The sequence below is a fragment of the Methylocystis sp. H62 genome, assembly GCF_015709515.1.
Lineage (GTDB): Bacteria > Pseudomonadota > Alphaproteobacteria > Rhizobiales > Beijerinckiaceae > Methylocystis.
The window spans coordinates 161,345-183,317 of record NZ_JADNQZ010000051.1 but is presented as its reverse complement, the minus strand read 5'-3'; the positions used below and the strand labels follow the sequence as shown (position 1 = coordinate 183,317).

The following is a 21,973-nucleotide window of genomic DNA, read 5'->3' as shown; positions in this document are numbered from 1 at the left end:
GTAGGCCCCCTCCCTGTCTCTCCCCGCTTCAACAACCGACTTCGGATGGGAGAGGGACCCTAACGACGCAGAGTGCGCGGTTTGTTGTCGGGACCCGAGTCGGACTCCCTCTCCCGCGAAGCGGGGGAGGGTTGGGGTGGGGGCAATCTTTCCTCGACGCGTAATCGTATCATTTCCAGCACGCCGTCAAATTCTGCGTAAACCGCTGCATTGGTTACGCGCAAGACTGAAAAGCCGTTAGCCTCGAACCAGGTGTCGCGCCGGCTGTCGCGCGCAAGCTCAGCATCGGTGGAATGCGTCGCCCCATCGACCTCGATGACAAGTTGGGCGGCATGACAGAGAAAATCCGCGATATAGGGGCCGCAAGGCGCTTGGCGGCGGAATTGCAGCCCATGGAACCGGTGGCCGCGCAGTGCCGACCATAATTTTCGCTCGGCATTCGGCATGCCGCGGCGAAGATTGCGCGCGAAATCAACTTTCGGAAGCTTCGCGTCTGTCACGCCCCCTCCCTGTCCCTCCCCCGCTTCGCGGGAGAGGGGACGCCAACGCTCGACATTTGCGCAAGCTCAGACGAATTCACTTTCGCCTCATGACACAAATGTAAAACCCGTCCGTGCCGCTTGTCGCCGGCGACAGGCGGATGCCCGGCCCGTGCGGCGAGGCGAAGCGGGCGAGCTCGGGCAGGCCTGCGCCTTCCGTAAGTTCAGCGGCTGAACGCGCCGCGAAATCGGGATTGGCGGCGAGAAAGGCCGCGATCTGGTCCTCGTTTTCCTCGCGCAGCGCCGAACAGGTGACGTAAACGAGCCGACCGCCGGGCTTCATGAAGCGGACGGCCATCGCCAATAATTCCCGCTGCTCCTTCAATCTTCGCTCAAGCCCGCCGGGCGCGAGCCGCCATTTGGCGTCGGGGTGGCGCCGCCAGGCGCCGACGCCCGTGCAGGGCGCATCGATCAGCACGAGGTCGCAGCGCGCTTCGAGATCGGCCAGCACGTCGACCTTGCCGCGCGGCGCACGGACCTGAATGTTGCGGGCGCCGGCGCGCTCCAGCCGCTCATGGATCGGCATGAGCCTGCGCCCGTCCGAATCATAGGCGTAGACCTGCCCGCGGTTATGCATCTGCCCCGCGAGCGCCAGCGCCTTGCCGCCGCCGCCGGCGCAAAGATCGAGAACCTGCTCGCCCGGCCCGGCGGCGCAGAGCAGCGCGGCGAGCTGCGAGGCCTCGTCCTGCGGCTCGACGAGCCCCTTCACATAGGCGGTCTCAGCCGTCAGCGCCGGACCCCGCCCCTGCCCCGCCTCGATGCGCAGGCCGATCGGCGACAGCGGCGTCGGCGCGGGCGACAGATGCGCGAGCTTTTCGAGCGCCTGCTCGCGCGCGCCTTTCAGAATATTGACGCGCAGATCGACAGGCGCGCGGGCGGCGAGCGCCGCGCCTTCTTCCGCCGCGCGCGCCCCGAACGCCGCCTCAAAATGCGAGGCGAGCCATTCCGGATAGTCGCCGCGCACATGATCGGGCGCGGCAGCGAGCGAGGCCGTCTCCAACCGATGGCGCTCCTCATCGGCAAGCGGCGCCGGCGCATGGCCCGCGCCGGAGCAGAACGCCGCGATCGCCTCGGCATCGAGGCCGCGCGCCTCGCGCAGCGCGCCAAGCAAGATCGCGCGCGGATCGTCCGCGCCCATGACATAGATCGCCGAAGCGCGCTTCCGCAGCGCGTCGAAAACGAGACTGGCGATGGCGGCGCGATCCTTCGACCCCGCGAAACGATGCGCGATGCCCCAGTCTTTTAAGGCCTCGGCGGCGGGTCGGCGGCGCTTAGCAACATCGTCCAGCACCTCGATCGCGGCGGAGATATGAGCGGCGGGAGTCATCGGCGCGCCGTCCCGCCGGCGCGCGATCGACATAATTCCGTCGCCAAAGCCATGCTCTTACGCAACCGCCGCGAAGATGCGCGCCACCTTGAGAAATGCGGACGAAACTGATGCGACGCCTTCATCTGATCCTTGCTTCGCTTATCGCTTTGTCGCTCGCCGCCTGCGCGACGCAGCCCCCGCCGCCGCCGGATTATCCGCCGCCGCCAAGGCGCAAGCTCGACGCCAAGACTCAACTTGAGACCGGCCGGACGTATTAGCGCGGACGTCAATCGAACTTCCCCACCGCCCGGTGCGTCGCACGGATGCGGCGGATCGTGCCTGTCGCCGAGCGATAGACGATCGTCTCGGTGTCGATCGTCGTCTTGCCGAGCGACACGCCGCCGACGAGCGGCCCGGCGGTGACGCCGGTGACGCAGACCACGACGTCGCCGGCCGCCATGTCGCCGACCGAATATTTGCGGCGCGGATCGATCAAGCCGAAACGCTGGGCCTTGGCGATCTGATCGCGAGTCTCGAGCGCCAGCCGCCCCTGCATCTGGCCGCCGGCGCAACGCAGCACGCAGGCGGCGAGCACGCCTTCCGAGGCGCCGCCGCGGCCAAGATACATGTCGACGCCGGTTTCAAAAGGATGGGTGGTGAGAATGATCGCCGCGACGTCGCCGCCGGCGATGAGGCGCACGCACGCGCCGGCGTTGCGGCAATTGCGGATGATTTCGGCGTGGCGCGGCCGGTCGAGAATGCTCACCGTGATTTCGCTCGCGCGCACGCCCTTGGCGATCGCGAGCGCTCTGATGTTGTCGCCGGGATCGCGATCGAGATCAATCGTGCCTTCGGGATATCCCGGACCGATGGCGATCTTGTCCATGTAAACGTCGGGCGCATGCAGGAGCGAACCGGCCGGCGCCATGGCGACGACGGCGATCGAGCCCGGCATGTCCTTGGCGCAAAGCGTCGAGCCTTCGAGCGCGGCGACGCCGAGATCGACGCGGGGACCGACGCCCGCGCCAATTTCTTCGCCAATGTAGAGCATCGGCGCGGCGTCCTCATCGCCCTCGCCGATCACGATGCGGCCGCGCACGGGAAGCTGCGACAGCTCCTCGCGCATCGCCTCCGCCGCCGCGAGGTCGGCGGCCATCTCGTCGCCGCGTCCCCGGAATCTGGCGGCGGCGACCGCGGCGCGCTCTGACGCGCGCGCCAGCTCCAAGGTCAGGTAGCGGTCAATCTTCGACGCGTCGGTTTCAGGCTGCTGCGTCATGTCTCGCTACTCGCGCTCGATGCGGATGACCTGCGCGCGCGAGACGATGACGCCATCCTGATAGATCAGGTCCAGCGCCTCGCGCACGAGATGTTCGCTCGTCGCATGGGTGATGAGGATGACATCGACGCAATCCCCCGGCGCGCCCCGCGCGCCGCGTTGCACGATGCTTTCAAGCGATATGCGGCGCTCCGCCATGCGCGTCGCGATCTTGGCGAAGGCGCCGGCGACGTCGCGCGCCGACATGCGGATGTAATAACCGCCTTCGTGGCGCTGCATCGGCGTCCGCTTGAGCTCGGCGAGCTTCGCGGTCGGCAGACCGAACGGCGCCGAACGCACGCCCTTGGCGATGTCGGCGATGTCCGCGACGACGGCCGAGGCTGTCGCGTCGCCGCCGGCGCCCGGCCCGACAAGCGTCAGCTCATGCACGGCGTCGGCGTCGATGGTGACGGCGTTCAGGACGCCCATCACCTGGGCGATGGCGGAGTTCTTGCTGACCATCGTCGGATGGACGCGTTGCTCGACCCCATCAGCGGTGCGCTGCGCGACGCCAAGCAGCTTGATGCGGTAGCCAAGCTCAGCCGCCGCGTCGATGTCGGCAAGCGTCACGCGCTCAATGCCCTCGATATCGATGGCGCCGGCGGCGATGCGCGTGCCGAACGCCAGCGAGGTGAGGATCGCAAGCTTGTGGGCGGTGTCGAAACCGCCGATGTCGAAGGTCGGATCGGCCTCGGCGTAGCCGAGCCTCTGCGCCTCCTTCAAGCATTCCTCGAAAGACAGCTGCTCGCGCTCCATGCGCGACAGGATGTAATTGCAGGTGCCGTTGAGAATGCCGTAGACGCGCTCGATTGAATTGCCGGCGAGCCCTTCGCGCAGCGTCTTGACGATCGGAATGCCGCCGGCGACGGACGCCTCGAAGGCGAGCGCGGCGTGGTTCTCCTCGGCGAGCGCTGCGAGATGCAAGCCATGCGCGGCGAGTAGAGCCTTGTTGGCGGTGACCACCGCCTTGCCATGTGCGAGCGCGGTTTCGACGCTGGCCCGCGCTGGCCCTTCCGAGCCGCCGATCAATTCGACGAAAAGATCGATCGCTGGCGAGGACGCGAGCTTGACCGGATCGGGAAAGAACTCCGCGCCGGAAAGGTCGACGCCCCGCTCTTTGGTTGCGTCGCGAGCCGAAACGCCCACCAGGACGATCTGCCGTCCGGTGCGGGCGGTAAGCGCCTCGGCTTGGCGGCGGAGCAGGCGCGCCACCGCCGCGCCGACGGTGCCGAGCCCCGCGATGCCGACGCGCAAGATCTCCGACATTGCAACCTTTCCGGGAAAATGAGCGGGCGACGAAGGCCCAGAGACGCTAGCGCCTTGTGCCCGATTTGGCGCCTTCAATCAAGAAACCGCCGACGCCACGAGGGGATTGAGCCGCTGCAATGGACGCCCCAACTCTTGGACAAGCTGAAGCCAAGCCCACTGGCGACGATGGCGAGATGACAATGACGCCTCGAATGAGCGTATTCGCGATTCTGACCGCTTTGGCGCTGGCCTTTTTCGGCGCTTATGCGCTGGCCGGCAACGGCGTGCATGTGCAGGCGGTGATCGAGCATACTCGAGAAGCGATAGACGACGGCGCGAAGGGCGACTCCAAGGAGATCGTTACGTATGTGATGAGCGCGCTCGGCCATGCGCGCGAGGCGCTGCACGAAAAGGCCATCGAACGGGACCGCGCCGCCAACTGCTCGCCGCTCTCTCGCGGCGCAATTCGTGCTCAAACAGGCGCGCGCGACTCGTCGGCGAGCGCGCCGCTAACTAATGCGGCACGCCCGACCAGATCCTGCGCTTGGTGAAATAGAGCAGCCCGACGAAGACGAGCAGGAAGGCCACGACGCCGAGTCCCACGCGCTTGCGAGACTCAAGATGCGGTTCGGCGACCCACATCATGAACGCGGAGACGTCCTTGGCGTATTGGTCGATCGTTTGCGGCGCGCCATCCTCATAGGTCACCACGCCCTCGGAAAGCGGCGGCGGCATGCCGATGCGCCGGCCCGGCATATAGGGATCGTAAAACTGCCCTTCCGGCAGTTTCACGTCTGGCGGCGGGTCTTCGTAGCCCTCCATCAGCGAGGCGATGTAGTCGACGCCGTGCTCCTGATAGGAAAAGCCCGGCAAAGCGTCGATCAGGAACAGCGGAAAGCCGCGCGAATAGCCGCGCGCTTTGGCTAGAACCGACATGTCCGGCGGATAATTGCCGGCCAGCGCTGCGCGCGCCGCCTGTTCATTGGCGAAAGGCGGGGGGAACCGGTCGCTTGGGCGCCCCGGCCGATCGAAATATTCGCCCGCCTGATTCGGGCCATCCTTGATCTTGTAGCTCGCGGCGAGCGCTTCGACCTCTTTTTCAGGAAACTCCGGGCCGCCGGGCTGCGAAAGATTGCGGAAGGCGAGCATTTTGATCGAATGGCAGGAGGAGCAGACCTCCTTGTAAACCTTGAATCCTCTACGCAACTGCGCCTTGTCGTAGCGGCCGAAGGCGCCGGCGAAGCTCCAATCAAAGCGCTTGGGCTTCTGCTCATGTCGCTCGCTCTCGTGCCGCGATTCCTTTTCCTTGGCCTCAGGCGCCGCGACCTGATCGGTCGCGGACGGCGGCGCTTCCTGCTGGCTCATGGCCGGGCTGACCAGCGTCATCGCCGCAGCAATCGTGAAGGGAACCAGCGAGAGGCGCTTCACCGAGGACCGCCGTTTCGTGGAACTTGCGCGCGCCTCAAACATGGGAGGTTTCCCCCCGCAGGATAGAAGCGTCGATGGATTCAGGCACCGGCTCCGGCTTCTCCACTTTGCCGATGACCGGCAAAATGACGAGGAAGTGCAGGAAATAATAAGCCGACAATACCCGGGCGAACCAAAGATAGGCGCCTTCGGCGGGCTGCGCCCCCAGATAGCCGAGCCCGATGCACACCGCGACGAAAATCCAGAACTCCTTGCGAAACAGCGGCCGATACACGGCCGATTTCACCTTCGACGTATCGAGCCACGGCAGCGCCGCCGTGATCAAAATCGAGGCGAAGAGCGCAGTGACGCCGAGCAGCTTGTTCGGGATCGCGCGAAGGATCGCGTAGAACGGCAGGAAGTACCACTCGGGCACGATATGCGGCGGCGTGACGAGCGGATTGGCTTCGATGTAATTGTCCGGATGGCCGAGGTAATTCGGCACGAAAAACGTCAGCCAGGCGTAGACGACGAGAAAAGCCGCGATGCCGACCGCGTCCTTCATGGTCGCATAGGGCGTGAAGGGAACGGTTTCCTTCTTGACGTCCTTCACCTCGACGCCGGACGGATTGTTCTGGCCTGTCACATGCAGCGCCCAAACGTGAAGCGCGACGATGGCGACGATGATGAACGGCACCAGATAGTGCAGAGCGTAGAAGCGATTGAGCGTCGGATTGTCGACGGAATAGCCGCCGAGCAGCCAGGTGGTGATTGCGGTTCCCACGACGGGAATGGCGGAAAAGAGATTGGTGATGACGGTCGCCGCCCAGAAGGACATCTGTCCCCACGGTAAGACATAGCCCAGGAATCCCGTGGCCATCATCAGCATGAAGATCACCACGCCGAGAATCCACAAGACCTCGCGCGGATCCTTGTAGGAGCCGTAATACATGCCGCGGAAGATGTGGAGGTAGACCGCGAGGAAGAACATCGACGCGCCATTGGCGTGCGCGTAGCGCAATATGGTTCCCCAATTCACGTCGCGCATGATCTTCTCGACGGAATCGAAAGCGAGCGTCGTTTCCGGGGTGTAATGCATCGCAAGGACGACGCCCGTGACGATCTGCGCGACGAGCATGAAACTCAAGATCGCGCCAAACACCCACATGTAGTTCAGGTTTTTGGGCGTCGGATAGGAGACGAAAGAATCATGCATGAAGCTCAAAATCGGCAGACGGCGCTCCAACCAGCGAGCGAAGCCGCTCTTGGGCGTGTATTGGGAATGTCCTTCCATGGGCTTGGTGCTCTCGGAATCTCGCGCGGGAAAAATGAAAGGCGCTTGGCCTTGGCTAGCCGATCTTAATTTTGCTCTCGGCGATGAAGGCGTAAGGCGGCACCTCCAGATTGGTCGGCGCCGGGCCGCTGCGAATCCTGCCCGAGAGGTCGTAGACCGAGCCGTGGCAGGGACAGAACCAGCCGTTGTATTCGCCTTCCTTGCCGGTCGGAATGCAGCCGAGATGCGTGCAGACTCCGATGATGACGAGCCATTCGGGTTTTTGAACGCGTTTCGAATCGGCCTCCGGATCAGGCAGCACCGACAGCGGCGTGTCCTCCGCCGCCTTGATTTCGGCCGGCGTCCGATGGCGCACGAAAACCGGCTTGCCGCGCCATTTCACGGTGACAATCTGGCCTTCTGGGACCGACGAAAGATCGACTTCCGTCGAGGCCAACGCGAGGATGGACGCGTCCGGGTTCATCTGGGCGATCAGCGGCCAGACCATGCCGGCCGCGGCGCCTGCTGCGGCGGCGCCCGTTGCGATATAGAGAATGTCCCGCCGGCTTGGCTCCGCCGGTTTTGCGGCGGTGTCTTTGCTTGTCACGCTCGAACCTCTCCCAACGCTCTCAAGTCTTCGCGGCCGAGGCAGCGGCTGCGCCCAAGGCGGTCGTTCCACGTTTTGCCGCTTCCGGCCAATCGCTGCGGTGCGCCGCACCAAGGCAATGCCAAGGCTGCGGCGGGGCGGAGGTGATATGTGACGCGAATCCCCGCCGCTGTCCACAAGCCGACATAGGGAAATTTGGGCATTCACCCTGCCGCACAAGACCGTTGCCGATATTCGCGGCGATATGCCGCAAATTCACCATCTCCTCCCGCTCGAACGGACCATGACGTCTCTTACGCTAGCCTTATACCAGCCGGACATCCCTCAAAACGCCGGCGCCATGCTGCGCACATGCGCGTGCCTCGGCGTTTCGGCGGCGATCATCGGACCGGCCGGATTTCCCACAAGCGACCGCGATTTTCGCCGCGCCGGCATGGACTATCTCGATCACGTGACGATTGACCGACATGCATCCTTCGCGGCCTTTCAAACTTGGCGGGCTGCGTCCGGGCAGGCGGGCGAGAGGCGTCGACTGCTGCTGCTGTCGACGCGGGCGTCTGCGTCCTATCTCGACTGCGCTTACCGCGAAGGCGACATTCTGCTCGTCGGCAGGGAGTCCGCAGGGGCGCCGGAAGAGGTCCACGCCGCCGCCGATCTGACGCTCCGCATTCCCATGTGCGGCGGCATGCGCTCGCTGAACGTCGCCGTCGCCGCGGCGATCGTCATGAGCGAGGCGCTTCGGCAGTTGCGCCGCTGACGGGGTGCGGCGGCGCACAGCGCGTTGAGAAGAAGCCCGCTTAATTCGAGATCGTCGCCGTTTTTAAGGCGATGTTAACGAATTTTGGGAGGGCGATATGACCCATCAGGCAATTCGCGTCTCGCTCATACTTTGGCAGCGGCTGCTCAAATCTCTCAATGCGGCCATGTTCACGGGACTGCTCTGCGTGGGCCTTTACGCCCTCGTGACCAACTTCGCCGAGGCGCGCGGCGCAATCGGCAAGGCCTTCGTCAAACTCACGCAAATTCAGAGCTTCGAAGGGTTCAACGTGAAAGCCGCGTTCGCCGTGGATCAGATCGCCGAGTCGACGCCGATCTATCATTCCCTGCCCGTCGAAATGAGGGGAATGCTGCCCGAGGACATTTTGTCGCTGCGCGCGAACTGGGTGGAGCGCATTCTCTACGTCGGCGATCAGGGAAAGCTGTGCGACTTCGCGTTGTCCACGCAGAAAATGAACGAGGACTATGCTGCGGACCGACATTTGGCGGCTGACGGGCTGATCACGATGAAAGAGTCGCGCGAGGTGAAGGCGCAGGTGCTTGAAGACATGCGCCAGGCGAAAGCCAGAAACGACGCCTGGCCCAACGGCGAGCCGCGCTTTTGCTACGTCACCGAACTCACGGAGCGCGGCAGAAACGTCAAGACGGCGCTCGCGCAGTTTCTGCGCGCCGGCTTCGCAGCGGCGACGGCAACGCCAGCCGCGCCGCGTGACCCCAAGATGAAAGTCGCACGCATGGCGCAATAGTCGTCCTGCTGAATTGACAAGGCGCGGCGCCGGCGGGAAGAAGCGGCGTCAAGAGGAGACGTCGATGAACGCCGCGCCCGATCAGCTCGAAACCCGCAAGGAAGCCGCCCGCGCATGGTTCGAATCGTTGCAGCTGCGCATCATCGCCGCTTTTGAGGCGCTGGAGGATGAGGCTCCGGGGCCATTCGCGCAAGACGCCGACGCGCCGGGCCGCTTCGTTCTCACGCCCTGGAGCCGGACGGATCAAGGCGGCGCGGCTTTAGAAAGCGCCGCTGGAAACATCGGCGGCGCGACTTCAGGAAGCGACGCTGGAAACATCGGCGCGCCGGGGGGCGGCGGCCGCATGGGGATGATCCATGGCCGCGTGTTCGAAAAGGCCGGCGTGCATTGCTCGACGGTCTTTGGAACCTTCGCGCCTGAATTCGCCAAGCAGATCCCGGGCGCGGCGGAAGACCCCCGCTTTTTTGCGACGGGCATCTCGCTGATCGCGCATCCCTGGAACCCGAATGTTCCCGCCGTGCATATGAACACGCGCTTCGTCGTGACGAGCAGGGCGTGGTTTGGCGGCGGCGCCGACCTGACGCCGGTGCTCGATGCGCGCCGCACGCAGGACGATCCCGACACGATCGCCTTTCACGCCGCCATGCGCGGCGCCTGCGAGCGCCATTCCGTCGCCGACTATGCGCGCTTCAAGCAATGGTGCGATGAATATTTCTTCCTCGCCCATCGCAACGAGCCGCGCGGCATCGGCGGGATTTTCTACGACTATTTCAACAGCGCCGGAGACGCGCAGAATTCCGCCTGGGATCAGGATTTCGCCTTCACGCGCGACGTCGGCGAAAGTTTTGTCGAGATCTATCCGGAACTCGTTCGGCGCAATTTCGCCAAGCCCTGGAGCGCGGCGCAGCGCGACGAGCAACTCGTGCGGCGCGGCCGCTATGTCGAATATAATCTGCTCTACGACCGCGGCACGATCTTCGGATTGAAGACCGGCGGCAATGTCGACTCGATCCTGTCTTCCATGCCGCCGCTGGTGAAGTGGCCGTAAGTTATTTCGCGCGTCATCGGCCACAGCAGCGTCATGCCCGCGCTTGTCGCGGGCATCCACGCAGCGCCGCTGCGGCTTCCTTGCAGCATTCGTGAAATGTCACACGGCGTGGATGGCCGGGACAAGCCCGGCCATGACGTCGCTGAAACGCCTCACCCAAATGTCCATCGCCGGTTCAGCGCAAAGGTGACGAACATCGCCAGCACGGTTGTGACCATCTGCGCCGGGAGATAAGGCGCGCTCCAGCGGTCGACGAAGAGACTCATCAAGGCATAGGTGACGCAAAAGCCCGCAAACGCGACCAGCGCAAATCGCCATGTCGCCTCGGCATGCGGCCGATCGCTTGTGAAGGTGTGGCGCCGGTTCAACAGATACGCGATGAGCCCGCCGACCACATAGCCGCACAGCGTCGCCGGCACGGCGCGCCAGCCAGCGCCTTCGACCAATGCGATGAGAATGGCGTAATGCGCGAGCGTCGCGCCGACGCCGACCGACGCGTAAGTCGCAAGCTGGCGCCCGGTCGACATGCTCAGCGCGGCATCGTTGCGTAGTGGCGCGCGATGTCCCGCATCTCGGCTTCCGACATTTGGCGGCTCATGTAGCGCATCTCCTTATGCGCCCGCCTGCCGGTCTTGAACGCCTTAATCTGGTTGAAGAGATAGAGTTCGTGCTGGCCGGCAAGATGCGGAACGTCGGCGCTTTTGGCGATCCCGTCCGCGCCATGACACGCCGCGCATTGCGCCAGAACGTCGGAAACGTCGCCGGCCTCGGCGCGCCCCGCGCCGGCGATGAAAAGCAACATCGGAAAAAGCAATGAGGTCGTAATCCGCATGGGGCGCCATTTCGAAGCGACGAGGAACGGGCATGATAGCGCAAAATTCGCCGGCCTGCGGCGCGGTCCCTCCCCTTTGAGGCCCCTCTCCCACCCTCGCCGCCCCTTCACATGACCGTCATTCTCGTCTAGACAGTCGGCGACTTTCGAGCCGGGCGCGCCCCGCTCGCCGCCCGCATCACCGGTTCGCCGACAAAATGACGGGCAAGTTCGGGACGCGTTCTGGTCCAAGGGCCGGAAACGCGGCCCTTTTTTATGCGCGCTCGCCTCCTGCGCGGCGTGCGCCGGGCAAAAGACGAAAGGTGTCCTCATCCTGAGGAGGCGGCGCAGCCGCCGTCTCGAAGATGAGGAAACCGCTGGACAAATCTCGCCCCCTGCTTCGAGACGCGCCTTACGGCGCTCCTCGGCATGAGGGCGAAAGAGCGCTGACGAGCGGATGACAACTGAGGCGGCATGCCGAAAAGAACCGACATTTCCACGATCATGATCATCGGCGCCGGCCCCATCGTCATCGGCCAGGCGTGCGAATTCGACTATTCGGGCACCCAGGCCTGCAAGGCGCTCAAGGCGGAAGGCTATCGGATCGTTCTCGTCAACTCCAATCCGGCGACGATCATGACCGACCCGGACATGGCGGACCGCACCTATATCGAGCCGATCACGCCCGAAATCGTCGCCAAGATCATCGAGAAGGAGCGCTACGCGGCGCCCGGCGGCTTCGCGCTGCTGCCGACGATGGGCGGACAGACGGCGCTCAATTGCGCGCTCAGCCTCGAAAAAATGGGCGTGCTGAAGAAATTCGATATCGAGATGATCGGCGCGACCGCCCATGCGATCGACAAGGCCGAGGATCGCGAACTGTTCCGCGAGGCGATGACGAAAATCGGCCTCGACACGCCGCGCTCGCATCACGTCAAGACGTTGCCCGCCGCGCTCGAGGCGCTCGACGATATCGGTCTGCCGGCGATCATCCGTCCGTCCTTCACGCTCGGCGGCACCGGCGGCGGCATCGCGTACAACAAGGTGGAGTTCATCGAGATCGTCGAGCGCGGCATCGACGCCTCGCCGACCAATGAAGTGCTCGTGGAAGAAAGCGTTCTCGGCTGGAAGGAATACGAGATGGAAGTCGTCCGCGACAAGGCGGACAATTGCATCATCGTCTGCTCCATCGAAAACATCGATCCGATGGGCGTGCACACAGGCGACAGCATCACCGTCGCGCCGGCGCTGACGCTGACCGACAAGGAATACCAGATCATGCGGGACGCCTCGATCGCGGTGTTGCGCGAGATCGGCGTCGAAACCGGCGGCTCGAACGTGCAATTCGCGGTCGATCCCTCAAACGGCCGCATGATTGTCATCGAGATGAACCCGCGCGTGTCGCGTTCGTCGGCGCTGGCGTCGAAAGCCACCGGCTTCCCAATCGCCAAGGTCGCGGCGCGGCTGGCGGTCGGCTACACGCTTGACGAGATCGCCAACGACATCACCGGCGGGGCGACGCCTGCCTCGTTCGAGCCGACGATCGACTACATCGTCACCAAAATTCCGCGCTTCGCCTTCGAAAAATTTCCGGGCGCCGAACCGACATTGACCACGGCCATGAAGTCGGTCGGCGAAGCGATGGCGATCGGCCGCAATTTCGCCGAGTCGCTGCAAAAGGCGTTGCGCTCGCTGGAGACGGGCCTCTGCGGCCTCGATGACATCGAAATCGAAGGCTTCGGAAAAGGCGACGACATGAATGTGCTGCGCGGCGCGCTCGGCACGCCGACGCCGGACCGGCTGCTCATTGTCGGCCAGGCGCTGCGGCTCGGCATGACCGCTGAAGCCATTCACGAAGCCAGCAAGATCGACATCTGGTTCATCGAGCGCATCGCGGAAATCGTCGCGCTCGAAAACAAGGTCAAGACATATGGCCTGCCAGACGACGCCGAAAATCTGCGCAAGCTCAAATTCGCCGGCTTCTCGGATTCGCGCCTCGCGACGCTTGCGGGCCTGGAAGAGGCAGACGTGCGCGACATGCGCCACCGTCTCGACGTGCGGCCCGTCTACAAGCGCATCGATACATGCGCGGCCGAATTCGCTTCGCCCACCGCCTATATGTATTCGACCTATGAGACGCCGTTCATCGGGAGCCCCGCGAATGAGGCGCGGCCCTCGGACAAGAACAAGATCGTCATTCTGGGCGGCGGCCCGAACCGTATCGGGCAAGGCATCGAATTCGACTATTGCTGCTGTCACGCCTGCTTCGCGCTCGCCGACGCCGGTTTCGAGACGATCATGATCAATTGCAATCCGGAGACTGTTTCGACGGATTACGACACTTCCGACCGGCTGTATTTCGAGCCGCTGACGAATGAAGACGTCGCCGAGATTCTCGACGTCGAGAAGTCCAACGGCGAGCTTGTGGGCGTCATCGTGCAATATGGCGGGCAGACGCCGCTGAAACTAGCGCACGGCCTCGAGCAGGCGGGCGCGCCTATTCTGGGCACGCCGGTCGATTCGATCGACCTCGCCGAGGACCGCGATCGCTTCAAACGGCTCCTTGACAAGCTGGGGCTGAAACAACCCAAAAACGGCATCGCCTATTCCGTGGAGCAGTCCCGCATCATCGTGCAGGAGCTTGGACTGCCGCTCGTCGTGCGCCCCAGCTATGTGCTCGGCGGCCGAGCCATGGCGATCATCCGCGATCAAAGCGATCTCGACGATTATCTCCTCGGCACGTTGCCGAGCCTCGTGCCGTCCGAGATCAAGGCGCGCTATCCGAACGACAAGACCGGGCAGATCAACACGGTGCTCGGCAAGAATCCGCTGCTCTTCGATCGCTATCTGACCGACGCCATCGAAATCGACGTGGATTGTCTCGCCGACGGCGACGAGGCGGTGGTCGCCGGCGTCATGGAACATATCGAAGAGGCGGGCATTCATTCCGGCGATTCGGCCTGCTCGCTGCCGCCGCGCTCGCTCGCCCCCGAGACGATCGCCGCGCTGGAGGCGCAGACGAAAAGCCTCGCCATGTCGCTTGGAGTCGTCGGCCTGATGAATGTGCAATTCGCGCTCAAGGATGGCGAGATCTACGTGCTCGAAGTGAACCCGCGCGCGTCGCGCACCGTGCCGTTCGTCGCCAAGGTGATCGGCAGCCCGATCGCCAAGATCGCGGCTCGGGTGATGGCCGGCGCGAAGCTCGTCGACTTCGATCCGCTCGACACGAAGCCGGCGCATGTCGGCGTGAAGGAGGCCGTCTTCCCCTTCGCGCGGTTTCCGGGCGTTGACACCGTCCTTGGCCCCGAAATGCGCTCGACGGGCGAAGTCATGGGTCTCGACACCTCTTTTGACGCCGCCTTCCTCAAGAGCCAGCTCGGCGGCGGCACCAAGGCACCGCGCGAGGGCGTCGTTTTCGTCTCGGTCAGGGACGCGGACAAAGGCCGAATCATTCCGGCGGTCCGCCTGTTGAAGGAGGTCGGCTTCTCCATCGTCGCCACGGGCGGCACGGCGCGCTACCTCGTCGAGCGGGGAATTCCCGCCCAGAAATTGAACAAGGTGTCGGAGGGACGGCCGCATATCGTCGACGCCATCAAGAACGGCTCGATCGCGCTCGTCTTCAACACCACCGAAGGGGCGCAGGCGCTTGCGGACTCCCGCTCCTTGCGCCGCGCCGCGCTTCTGCATAAGGTTCCCTATTATACGACCCTGGCGGGGGCGGTCGCGGCGGCCCAGGGAATACGCGCCTATGTGTCTGGAGACCTCAGGGTCCGGGCGCTGCAGGACTATTTTCCGCCCAACGCGACCAAGTGAAATTTGGGAGTTCTGCGACGCAAGCGGCGGTGCGGTGACATTTGACCACCACTTGGCGGCCTATGCCTTCGCGCATGGCCGCAGTTCGGCGGGCGCGACCTCCGCCGATGCGCCGCGTGATTGGCGAAACTCAAGAAAAGACTAGAAAGCGAAAGCAATGGTGGAGAAGGTGCCCATGACCGCCGGCGGCTACGCCGCGCTCACAGAAGAATTGCGCCGCCGACAGCAGGAGGACCGTCCGCGAATCATTCAGCAGATCTCTGAAGCGCGCGCGCATGGCGATCTTTCGGAAAACGCCGAATATCACGCGGCGAAAGAGGCGCAGTCGCTGAATGAAGGCCGCGTCGCCGAACTCGAGGACAAGCTGTCGCGCGCCGAAGTCATTGACGTCTCGAAGCTCAAGGGCTCGACGATCAAATTCGGCGCGACGGTGACGGTCGTCGACGAGGACACCGAGGAGGAGAAGGCCTATCAGATCGTCGGCGAGACCGAGGCCGATGTGAAGAGCGGCCGGGTCTCGATCACGAGCCCCATCGCGCGCGCCCTGATCGGCAAGACCGTCGGCGACACCGTGGAGGTGACGACCCCGGGCGGCGGCAAGAGCTACGAGATCCTGAAGGTCGCATTTGGGTGAGGGACGGCGTCGCCCCCTGCCTGTCCCTTCCCCGCTAAAGCGGGAGAGGGGGGACCCTAACCGCAAAGGTTGCGCGGCGTGTGTCACTGGCCCGGATCTGATCCCCTCTCCCGCGAAGCGAGGGAGGGCTGGGGAGGGGGCGCTTCGAGCATCCTGAACCTTCCGCCGGGCACGACGCTTCGCATTCTCTCCGATGGCCGCGCCGGGCATGAGGCGCAGACGCTCGGCGTCGCCGAAGCGCTGGGCGCGGCGCCCGACATTCGCTGCGTCGCGCCGCGCGCGATTTACGCAGCGCTCGCGCCTTTTGCGCCAGCCGACCCGCGGGACGGCTTCGCACACGCCCCGCCCTACCCCGATATCGCGATCGCCGCGGGACGCCGGACGCTCCCGGCGCTCCAGCGCTTGAAGCGCGACTCCGGCGGGCGAACATTCACGGTTTATCTGAACAAGCCCGCGAACGGACTGAGCGCCGCCGACCTCATCGTCGCGCCGCGCCATGACGGCCTTCGCGGCGCGAATGTCTTCTCGCCGCTCACGCCGGCGAACCGGCTCACGCCGGAACGGCTCGCCGCGGCGCGCGCGGCGCCCGATCCCCGCATCGCCGTCCTGCCCCGCCCGCGCGTTGCGCTCATCATCGGTGGCGACAGCCGCCATGGCGCCTATGGCCCGGCGCACATCGCCGCACTGGAGCACATCGCCGCTTCGCTGCTCGCGAGCGGGCGCGGCGTGATGGCCACCGCGTCGCGACGCACCCCCACCGCCCTGCGCGAGAGGTTTCGGCGCGTTCTCGTCGGCCCAAGTGGCTGCTTCTGGGATGGAGAGGGAGAGAACCCCTATCTTTCGATGCTGGCGAACGCCGACGCGATCATCGTCACGGGCGACAGCGTCAATATGGTGGGAGAGGCGATCGCCACCGCCGCGCCGGTATATGTCGTTCCGCCGCCCGGCCGCCGGGGCAAGATCGACGCCTATCTTTCGGCGCTCGCCGACGCCGGCGCCATCCGCATCTGGAGCGGCGCGCTCGAGGACTGGCGCCGCGCGCCTGTCAATGCGACGCCCGACATCGCCCGCGCCGTCGCGCAAGCCTATTTGGCTTTTGCCGGGCGGCGTCCTTAATTCTGAGCGCACTCCTCTTTTCTGCGCGTCCCCGTCCCGGCAAGGCGCGAGGCTGCTTGAAAAACCCGCCGCGCGCCGATAAGAGTGACCCGCCGCGCGCCTTTGGGCGTCCGCCAATCGCCGCTTTAGCTCAGCTGGTAGAGCACCTCATTCGTAATGAGGGGGTCGGGGGTTCGAATCCCTCAAGCGGCACCAAACCAATATTTGACAATGCCGGAATAGTCCGCGTAGCGCTTGGCGCGAGCCAATGCTTGCCGGTTAGCGGCCTCGCCGGGGAACCATGGGCCAACGCCCAACCGGCTTCCGAGAGGCCTGCGCGCAGGCGGGCCTGCCGTAATTCAACCCGCATTCAATTCGCAACACGAGATGTCGGGTCGACGCCGAGCACATGAAGGCATGGTCGCAGAACTTGGATTACGACGATGTGCTGACGACCTTTTGCAACTGCGGGACGCTTGCCATCGCCAATTGATGAGCCAGTCCAAGCTAAAGATCGAAACGTCCCTGGGCTGTCACCAACGGCCCTGCCGCCGCAGGCTTTCGGAGAGATCTCCCGCATAGTTGTGCTGACCGAGATGCATCAGCTTGCAGTCGAGATCGACCCACACCTTCCCGCCCATGTCGCGCCACAGACGGCAAAAGGCGAAATCTTCCGATAGATAACGGCCGGAGTCGGGATCAATCATGCAATCATAGAATCGCCAATGCAGATGCGCTTGTGGATTGTTGGGCGGACCGTCCGGCGTGTAGCGCAGATCCGGATAGCGTTCCATCATATCGTAGAACACATGCCGCTTGACGCACATGAAGCCGGTCGGCGCCTCCGCCACCTCCACGAAGCCGTCGCTATCTGCAAATTCGCTTACCCGCTTCGAGCCATGCCCGATCGGATTGAATGGATAGTCGGTGTAGCGCTTCTCGAACTCTTCGCGCGTCGTGCCGGCGGGCAGACCTTCTTCCGGCCAGTTGAAGCTTTTCATCGGATAGACGCCCGCGGCAATGTCGCGGTCCGCAAGCAGCAGGCGGCAAACGGACTGCGGCGTGAAGGCGATATCCGAATCGATCCAGAACAGATGCGTGAGCGACTCGTCGGATAAGAATTTCATCACCATCTTATTACGGCCGCGCGTGATGAGGCTTTCCGCATGCATGTGCAAAATGCATTTGAGGTCGAAGCGCGCGCAATGCCAGGTGAGATTGAATATGCTTGTGACGTAATTCATGCTGACCGCCGAAATATAGCAGGGCGTCGCAAACATCACATTCATGGATTGCAATGCTGAATCTGGAAGCATGCTCTTCTCTATCTCGCTTCGACGCGCGCTATCCATGGATCGTCATTTCTTCGGCGCTTGGCGGTTTTGAGGCAGTTGCGCCGCGGCGGGCGATGGACCGAGCCCCGCCGAAATTCCAAACAATCGCCACTGCCCGTTCACCGGCGCGAAGCTGAGGTCAAAGTTGAGCTGTTGCTGGCCGGCGGGGAAGAAACCAACCAAGCGCAACATGCCGTTGGGGTCGATCTGAGGCGGCGTGGACAGCTGCGGGTCAACTGCCGCGACGGCGGACAAATCGAGCTTGTCGCGCCGCTGGCCCGCGAAAATATCCGAAAGACGCGCGGCCGTGTTGGTTTGAAACTGAGGCGAACCCAGATCGCGCAGAACGGTGTATACGCCCGTTTTGTTGGCGTGATCCAAAGCAAGCAAGCTCGAACGCACCAGGATCAGCACGCCGGGGCGTTCGATGCTGGCAGGCTTCGCGGCCTGTTCGGCGCGCGCGGAATTCATAAGATCGGCGCTCGCCAAGCAGACGCCCGCCACGCAGAGGCTTAAGGCGATCGTAGCAAATCGGCGCTTCCGTGCATCGTCGATGGCTGGACCGAAAGACCGGAAAATACGCCGACGTCGCAGGTCGATAATTGTGAAGTCGATAATTGTGAACAAGAGCGCTCTCTCCTTGCTCCCGGCGATCGGCGTTCCCGAGCGCGGGTCGGCGCTGCGCGAGATACACCCCCGCGCAAACAGGCGTGACGCGATCACCACTCGTAGAGTCCGCCGACTCCGCCGCCGACGCCACCATAGCGCAGACCGACGGCGAGGCTCCCGTTGATGACGATATTCGGATTCAGGCGAACTTGCGCCATTGCGCCGAAGGCGTTCTCTCCGCGGAAATTACCCCATTTCGCCGAGACGCCGAATCTGGCGTCGCGCGAAATCGTCGGCGCCGTGTTGGCGATCGCGACCGCCGAACCTTCATAGCCGCGCCGAACCGACCTCTGCAAATTGCCGACGCTCTGCCAAATGCCCACGACGTTCATGCCGAGACCGTTCACCGCGCCAGAAAGGCCGGCGATGGCGCTTGGGCCGTAATCGCTCGTCGCGAGATTGCCGTTTCCGTCCGAAGTCACGAAATTCGTGGCGCCGTTCTGCGCGGCGCGGCTCGCGGCGGAGGTAATGCCCGGCGCCGCATAGGTCGTTGTCACGCCGCCAAACATCATCTGATTGGCGGCGGTGTTGGTCGCTCCAGCGCCGATTGCGGTGGCGTTGGCATAGCCTGCGGTATTCGCGCCAGCGCCCACGGCCGTTGAGTTGTTCGCGGTCGCGCTGGCGTTTTGTCCGAGCGCCGTCGCGCCTTCGCCGGAGGCGTTGGCGTTTTGGCCGAAGGCGGACGCCGTCGCCCCCGTTGCGACCGAACCCTGGCCGACCGCCGTCGCGTATTCGCCATAGGCGGCGCTCTGCTGGCCGATGGCGGTGGCGTTCGCGCCGCTCGCCGTGCTGAATTGTCCGCTGGCCGTGGCGTTGCCGCCCAAAGCCCGCGCAAACTGCCCCGTCGCGGTGGCGCGTTTGCCTTCCGCCTGGCTGTTCGCGCCGGTCGCGGTGGCCTCTTCGCCGATGGCGTTGGCGTTCCAGCCCATCGCGGTCGCCTTCTCGCCCGTGGCGTTGGCTTTTCTGCCCGTCGCCGTGGATTTGTCGCCGATCGCCTTGCTGCCCTGTCCGGTCGCTGTAGCCTCTTCGCCGCTGGCCATGCTTTCGGCGCCGGTCGCGGTTGCAAACGTCCCTGTGGCGTTGCTGGCGCGGCCGGTCGCGGTGGCGCTCTGGCCGGCGGCGAGGCTGCCCGCGCCGGTTGCCGTGGCGAATTGGCCGGCGGCGTTGCTATTGGCGCCCGTCGCGGTGGCGCTTGCGCCATTAGCAACGCTGTTCGCCCCCGCGGCCGTCGCGAATTGGCCCGCTGCGTTGCTGTTGGAGCCGGCGGCGGTGGCGTTCTCGCCGGTGGCCTTGCTGTTTGCGCCCGTGGCGGTGGCGTTCTCGCCAGTCGCGAAGCTCGCCCAGCCCGACGCCGTGGCAGCGTTGCCCGTCGCTTGGCTGAAAACGCCGGTGGCTGTGGCGTAGTCGCCGGTCGCCACGGCGACCGCGCCAGTGGCGGTGGCGCTCTTGCCGTTGGCGACGCTGCCGGCGCCTGTCGCGGTCGATGCGTCGCCCTTGGCCAGAGCGAGATGTCCAGTTGCGGTCGCGTTGTTGCCTTGCGCGACGCTGTCAACGCCGGTGGCGGTCGCCTTTGTTCCATCCGCTAAACTGTTTTGACCGGTCGCGGTGGCGTTCGCGCCATTGGCCGTCGCCTTTTGGCCGGTCGCCGTGGCGTGCACGCCATTGGCGAAACTGTTCTCGCCGGTCGCCGTCGCGTTCTCGCCTTGCGCGATGCTTTCGGCGCCCGTCGCCGTGGCGAAGGAGCCATCAGCCTTGCTGCCCGCGCCGGTCGCCGTCGATTTGGAGCCGTTGGCGTTGGCGTTGCGTCCGGTCGCCGAGGCGAATTCGCCATTGGCGACGCTCCCTTGGCCCGTCGCGGTGGCGTTCGTTCCGTTGGCGAAGCTCTCCTGCCCCGTCGCCGTGGCGAATTCGCCGCTGGCGTTGCTGGCCTGGCCGGTCGCTGTCGCGTTCGCGCCATCAGCTGTAGCGATGTGCCCGGTCGCGGTGGCGTTGACGCCGTTGGCGAAGCTGCTTCTTCCGGAAGCAGAGGCATTGGCGCCTTCGGCGAGACTACTCGTTCCGGTCGCTGTGGCGTTTTCGCCGTTGGCGATCGCGAAGCCGCCGGTCGCCGTGGCTCCGGCGCCGTTGGCGAAGCTGGCGTGCCCCGTCGCGGTGGCGTCATCTCCGTTGGCCGTGGCGGTTCTGCCGGTCGCGGTCGCGCTCACGCCGTTGGCGAGGCTGAGCTGGCCCGTCGCGGTGGCGAAGGCGCCCTTCGCGAAGCTGCCCTGTCCTGTCGCGGTCGCGCTCCCGCCACTGGCGTTGGCGTTCATGCCCGTCGCGGTGGCGTTGGCGCCGTTGGCGAAGGCGGCCTGCCCGGTCGCGGTGGCGCTCGCGCCATTGGCGGCGCTAAACTGTCCCGTCGCCGTGGCGTTCGCGCCATTCGCAGTGCTGGCTTGGCCGGAGGCGGTCGCGTTGGCGCCATCAGCGACGGCGTTCTGCCCTGTCGCTGTCGCCTGCGCCCCGTTGGCGTTGCTGTTCTGCCCGGTCGCGGTCGCATTGGCGCCGTTCGCGTTGCTGGCTTGGCCGGAGGCGGAGGCGTTCGCTCCCTTGGCGTTGCTCGCCTGCCCCGCCGCGGTCGCGTTCGCGCCATCAGCGACAGCGTTCATGCCGGTCGCGGTGGCGAAGGCGCCGTTGGCAAAGGCGGCCTGCCCGGTCGCCGTGGCGTTCGCCCCATTGGCGACGCTCAACTGTCCCGTTGCGGTCGCGTTGGCGCCATTCGCGTTGCTGGCTTGGCCGGAGGCGGAGGCGTTCGTTCCCTTGGCGTTGCTGGCCTGCCCGGCCGCGGTCGCGTTCGCGCCATCTGCGATCGCGCTCATGCCGGTCGCGGTGGCGAACTGACCATTCGCGATGCTTGCCTGACCAGTCGCCGTTGCGGCGGCTCCATTAGCGAAGCTGTTTTGTCCCGTGGCGGTGGCGGTCTGGCCCTCGGCGCGCGCCGCCTGGCCCGAAGCGCTGGCGAACTCGCCGTTAGCAAGGCTGGCCTGGCCTGTCGCCGTAGCGTTGGCGCCATTGGCGTTCGCGTTCTGCCCGGTCGCAGTGGCGTTCGTTCCCTTGGCGTTGCTGGCCTGCCCCGCCGCGGTCGCGTTGGCGCCATCAGCGATCGCGTTCATGCCGGTCGCAGTGGCGTTGGCTCCAGTAGCGTTGGCGTTCTGCCCCGTCGCTGTCGCCTGAGCCCCGTTGGCGTTGCTGTTCTGCCCGGTCGCGGTCGCACTGGCGCCATTCGCGTTGCTGGCTTGGCCGGAGGCGGTGGCGTTCGCTCCCTTGGCGTTGCTGGCCTGCCCCGCCGCGGTCGCGTTCGCGCCATCAGCG

The 21,973-nt window shown here is 65.0% G+C and carries 20 protein-coding genes and 1 tRNA gene; 9 read left to right on the top strand and 12 right to left on the bottom strand.

All coding sequences use genetic code 11. From position 1 onward, the window contains the following. Positions 1-59 precede the first annotated feature (59 nt). Positions 60-446, bottom strand: a complete 387-nt coding sequence (locus IYY11_RS09730; RefSeq protein WP_210331296.1) for an endonuclease domain-containing protein — start codon at positions 444-446, stop codon at positions 60-62. A gap of 130 nt (positions 447-576) precedes the next feature. Beyond that, positions 577-1,866 carry an RsmB/NOP family class I SAM-dependent RNA methyltransferase gene (locus IYY11_RS09725; protein WP_196403681.1) on the bottom strand — a complete coding sequence of 430 codons (1,290 nt, stop codon included), beginning with the start codon at positions 1,864-1,866 and terminating at the stop codon, positions 577-579. A 110-nt stretch (positions 1,867-1,976) separates the two neighbouring features. Here IYY11_RS09725 and IYY11_RS09720 point away from each other — a divergent pair, with 110 nt between their 5' ends. Next, entirely contained in the window at positions 1,977-2,126 is a 150-nt protein-coding gene (locus tag IYY11_RS09720) for a hypothetical protein (RefSeq protein WP_164479364.1), read from the top strand. 8 nt (positions 2,127-2,134) lie between these two features. Here IYY11_RS09720 and glpX read toward each other — a convergent pair whose 3' ends face one another. Both glpX and IYY11_RS09710 read right to left on the bottom strand, forming a co-directional pair. Further along, positions 2,135-3,124, bottom strand: a complete 990-nt coding sequence (gene glpX / locus IYY11_RS09715) for a class II fructose-bisphosphatase (RefSeq protein ID WP_196403665.1) — start codon at positions 3,122-3,124, stop codon at positions 2,135-2,137. 6 nt (positions 3,125-3,130) lie between these two features. Further along, positions 3,131-4,429 carry a homoserine dehydrogenase gene (locus IYY11_RS09710; protein ID WP_196403664.1) on the bottom strand — a complete coding sequence of 433 codons (1,299 nt, stop codon included), beginning with the start codon at positions 4,427-4,429 and terminating at the stop codon, positions 3,131-3,133. Positions 4,430-4,623: 194 nt separating this feature from the next. On the opposite strand from IYY11_RS09710, the gene IYY11_RS09705 reads away from it, so the two are divergent. Next, positions 4,624-4,962, top strand: a complete 339-nt coding sequence (locus tag IYY11_RS09705; protein ID WP_196403663.1) for a small metal-binding protein SmbP — start codon at positions 4,624-4,626, stop codon at positions 4,960-4,962. Here IYY11_RS09705 and IYY11_RS09700 read toward each other — a convergent pair. Genes IYY11_RS09700 through petA form a run of 3 tightly spaced genes read right to left on the bottom strand, consistent with a single transcriptional unit; the run spans position 4,925 to position 7,698 of the window. Further along, entirely contained in the window at positions 4,925-5,881 is a 957-nt protein-coding gene (locus IYY11_RS09700) for a cytochrome c1 (protein ID WP_210331286.1), read from the bottom strand. The two genes, IYY11_RS09705 and IYY11_RS09700, sit on opposite strands and share 38 nt — an antisense overlap. Next, entirely contained in the window at positions 5,874-7,112 is a 1,239-nt protein-coding gene (locus tag IYY11_RS09695; protein ID WP_196403662.1) for a cytochrome b N-terminal domain-containing protein, read from the bottom strand. The genes IYY11_RS09700 and IYY11_RS09695 overlap by 8 nt, the downstream gene beginning before the upstream one ends. A 55-nt stretch (positions 7,113-7,167) precedes the next feature. Continuing rightward, positions 7,168-7,698, bottom strand: a complete 531-nt coding sequence (petA, locus tag IYY11_RS09690) for a ubiquinol-cytochrome c reductase iron-sulfur subunit (RefSeq protein WP_196403661.1) — start codon at positions 7,696-7,698, stop codon at positions 7,168-7,170. Positions 7,699-7,981: 283 nt separating this feature from the next. On the opposite strand from petA, the gene IYY11_RS09685 reads away from it, so the two are divergent. The 3 genes from IYY11_RS09685 (at position 7,982) to hemF (ending at position 10,269) form a co-directional block, all read left to right on the top strand. Then, positions 7,982-8,455 (top strand): tRNA (cytidine(34)-2'-O)-methyltransferase, encoded by a 474-nt coding sequence (locus IYY11_RS09685; RefSeq protein ID WP_196403660.1) that lies wholly within the window; start codon positions 7,982-7,984, stop codon positions 8,453-8,455. Between the two features lie 97 nt (positions 8,456-8,552). Beyond that, positions 8,553-9,221 carry an rRNA methylase gene (locus IYY11_RS09680; protein ID WP_196403659.1) on the top strand — a complete coding sequence of 223 codons (669 nt, stop codon included), beginning with the start codon at positions 8,553-8,555 and terminating at the stop codon, positions 9,219-9,221. Between the two features lie 64 nt (positions 9,222-9,285). Continuing rightward, on the top strand, positions 9,286-10,269 hold the full coding sequence (hemF, locus tag IYY11_RS09675; RefSeq protein ID WP_196403658.1) for an oxygen-dependent coproporphyrinogen oxidase: 984 nt from the start codon (positions 9,286-9,288) through the stop codon (positions 10,267-10,269). 152 nt (positions 10,270-10,421) lie between these two features. Here hemF and IYY11_RS09670 read toward each other — a convergent pair whose 3' ends face one another. Continuing rightward, positions 10,422-10,796, bottom strand: coding sequence for a GtrA family protein (locus IYY11_RS09670; RefSeq protein WP_196403657.1), 375 nt, complete (start codon positions 10,794-10,796; stop codon positions 10,422-10,424). 2 nt (positions 10,797-10,798) lie between these two features. Beyond that, positions 10,799-11,101 carry a cytochrome c gene (locus IYY11_RS09665; protein WP_196403656.1) on the bottom strand — a complete coding sequence of 101 codons (303 nt, stop codon included), beginning with the start codon at positions 11,099-11,101 and terminating at the stop codon, positions 10,799-10,801. Between the two features lie 453 nt (positions 11,102-11,554). Here IYY11_RS09665 and carB point away from each other — a divergent pair, with 453 nt between their 5' ends. The 4 genes from carB (at position 11,555) to IYY11_RS09645 (ending at position 16,838) form a co-directional block, all read left to right on the top strand. Further along, positions 11,555-14,893: a carbamoyl-phosphate synthase large subunit gene (gene carB / locus IYY11_RS09660; RefSeq protein WP_196403655.1), complete on the top strand. Its 3,339-nt coding sequence runs from the start codon at positions 11,555-11,557 to the stop codon at positions 14,891-14,893. 157 nt (positions 14,894-15,050) lie between these two features. Continuing rightward, positions 15,051-15,527 carry a transcription elongation factor GreA gene (greA, locus tag IYY11_RS09655; RefSeq protein ID WP_196403654.1) on the top strand — a complete coding sequence of 159 codons (477 nt, stop codon included), beginning with the start codon at positions 15,051-15,053 and terminating at the stop codon, positions 15,525-15,527. Between the two features lie 78 nt (positions 15,528-15,605). Beyond that, positions 15,606-16,643: a mitochondrial fission ELM1 family protein gene (locus tag IYY11_RS09650; protein ID WP_196403653.1), complete on the top strand. Its 1,038-nt coding sequence runs from the start codon at positions 15,606-15,608 to the stop codon at positions 16,641-16,643. A gap of 119 nt (positions 16,644-16,762) precedes the next feature. Further along, positions 16,763-16,838, top strand: a tRNA-Thr gene (locus tag IYY11_RS09645). A gap of 317 nt (positions 16,839-17,155) precedes the next feature. Here the strand turns inward: IYY11_RS09645 and IYY11_RS09640 are convergent. The 3 genes from IYY11_RS09640 to IYY11_RS09630 all read right to left on the bottom strand — a co-directional run. Next, on the bottom strand, positions 17,156-17,938 hold the full coding sequence (locus tag IYY11_RS09640) for a hypothetical protein (protein ID WP_210331284.1): 783 nt from the start codon (positions 17,936-17,938) through the stop codon (positions 17,156-17,158). A gap of 42 nt (positions 17,939-17,980) precedes the next feature. Next, a complete protein-coding gene (locus tag IYY11_RS09635; RefSeq protein ID WP_246719817.1) occupies positions 17,981-18,583 on the bottom strand; it encodes a hypothetical protein in 603 nt (200 codons plus the stop codon). Between the two features lie 92 nt (positions 18,584-18,675). Then, positions 18,676-21,973, bottom strand: a 3,298-nt coding sequence (locus tag IYY11_RS09630; RefSeq protein ID WP_196403652.1) for an S-layer family protein, incomplete at its 5' end; no start/stop codon positions are given.

Coding starts and splice junctions, on each gene's coding strand:
- IYY11_RS09720 (WP_164479364.1), top strand. CDS start 1,977: ATGCGACGCCTTCATCTGATCCTTGCTTCGCTTATCGCTTTGTCGCTC.
- IYY11_RS09705 (WP_196403663.1), top strand. CDS start 4,624: ATGAGCGTATTCGCGATTCTGACCGCTTTGGCGCTGGCCTTTTTCGGC.
- IYY11_RS09665 (WP_196403656.1), bottom strand. CDS start 11,101: ATGCGGATTACGACCTCATTGCTTTTTCCGATGTTGCTTTTCATCGCC.
- IYY11_RS09695 (WP_196403662.1), bottom strand. CDS start 7,112: ATGGAAGGACATTCCCAATACACGCCCAAGAGCGGCTTCGCTCGCTGG.
- IYY11_RS09725 (WP_196403681.1), bottom strand. CDS start 1,866: ATGACTCCCGCCGCTCATATCTCCGCCGCGATCGAGGTGCTGGACGAT.
- hemF (WP_196403658.1), top strand. CDS start 9,286: ATGAACGCCGCGCCCGATCAGCTCGAAACCCGCAAGGAAGCCGCCCGC.
- IYY11_RS09700 (WP_210331286.1), bottom strand. CDS start 5,881: ATGTTTGAGGCGCGCGCAAGTTCCACGAAACGGCGGTCCTCGGTGAAG.
- greA (WP_196403654.1), top strand. CDS start 15,051: ATGGTGGAGAAGGTGCCCATGACCGCCGGCGGCTACGCCGCGCTCACA.
- IYY11_RS09710 (WP_196403664.1), bottom strand. CDS start 4,429: ATGTCGGAGATCTTGCGCGTCGGCATCGCGGGGCTCGGCACCGTCGGC.
- IYY11_RS09680 (WP_196403659.1), top strand. CDS start 8,553: ATGACCCATCAGGCAATTCGCGTCTCGCTCATACTTTGGCAGCGGCTG.
- IYY11_RS09670 (WP_196403657.1), bottom strand. CDS start 10,796: ATGTCGACCGGGCGCCAGCTTGCGACTTACGCGTCGGTCGGCGTCGGC.
- IYY11_RS09730 (WP_210331296.1), bottom strand. CDS start 446: ATGCCGAATGCCGAGCGAAAATTATGGTCGGCACTGCGCGGCCACCGG.
- carB (WP_196403655.1), top strand. CDS start 11,555: ATGCCGAAAAGAACCGACATTTCCACGATCATGATCATCGGCGCCGGC.
- glpX (WP_196403665.1), bottom strand. CDS start 3,124: ATGACGCAGCAGCCTGAAACCGACGCGTCGAAGATTGACCGCTACCTG.
- IYY11_RS09685 (WP_196403660.1), top strand. CDS start 7,982: ATGACGTCTCTTACGCTAGCCTTATACCAGCCGGACATCCCTCAAAAC.
- IYY11_RS09640 (WP_210331284.1), bottom strand. CDS start 17,938: ATGCTTCCAGATTCAGCATTGCAATCCATGAATGTGATGTTTGCGACG.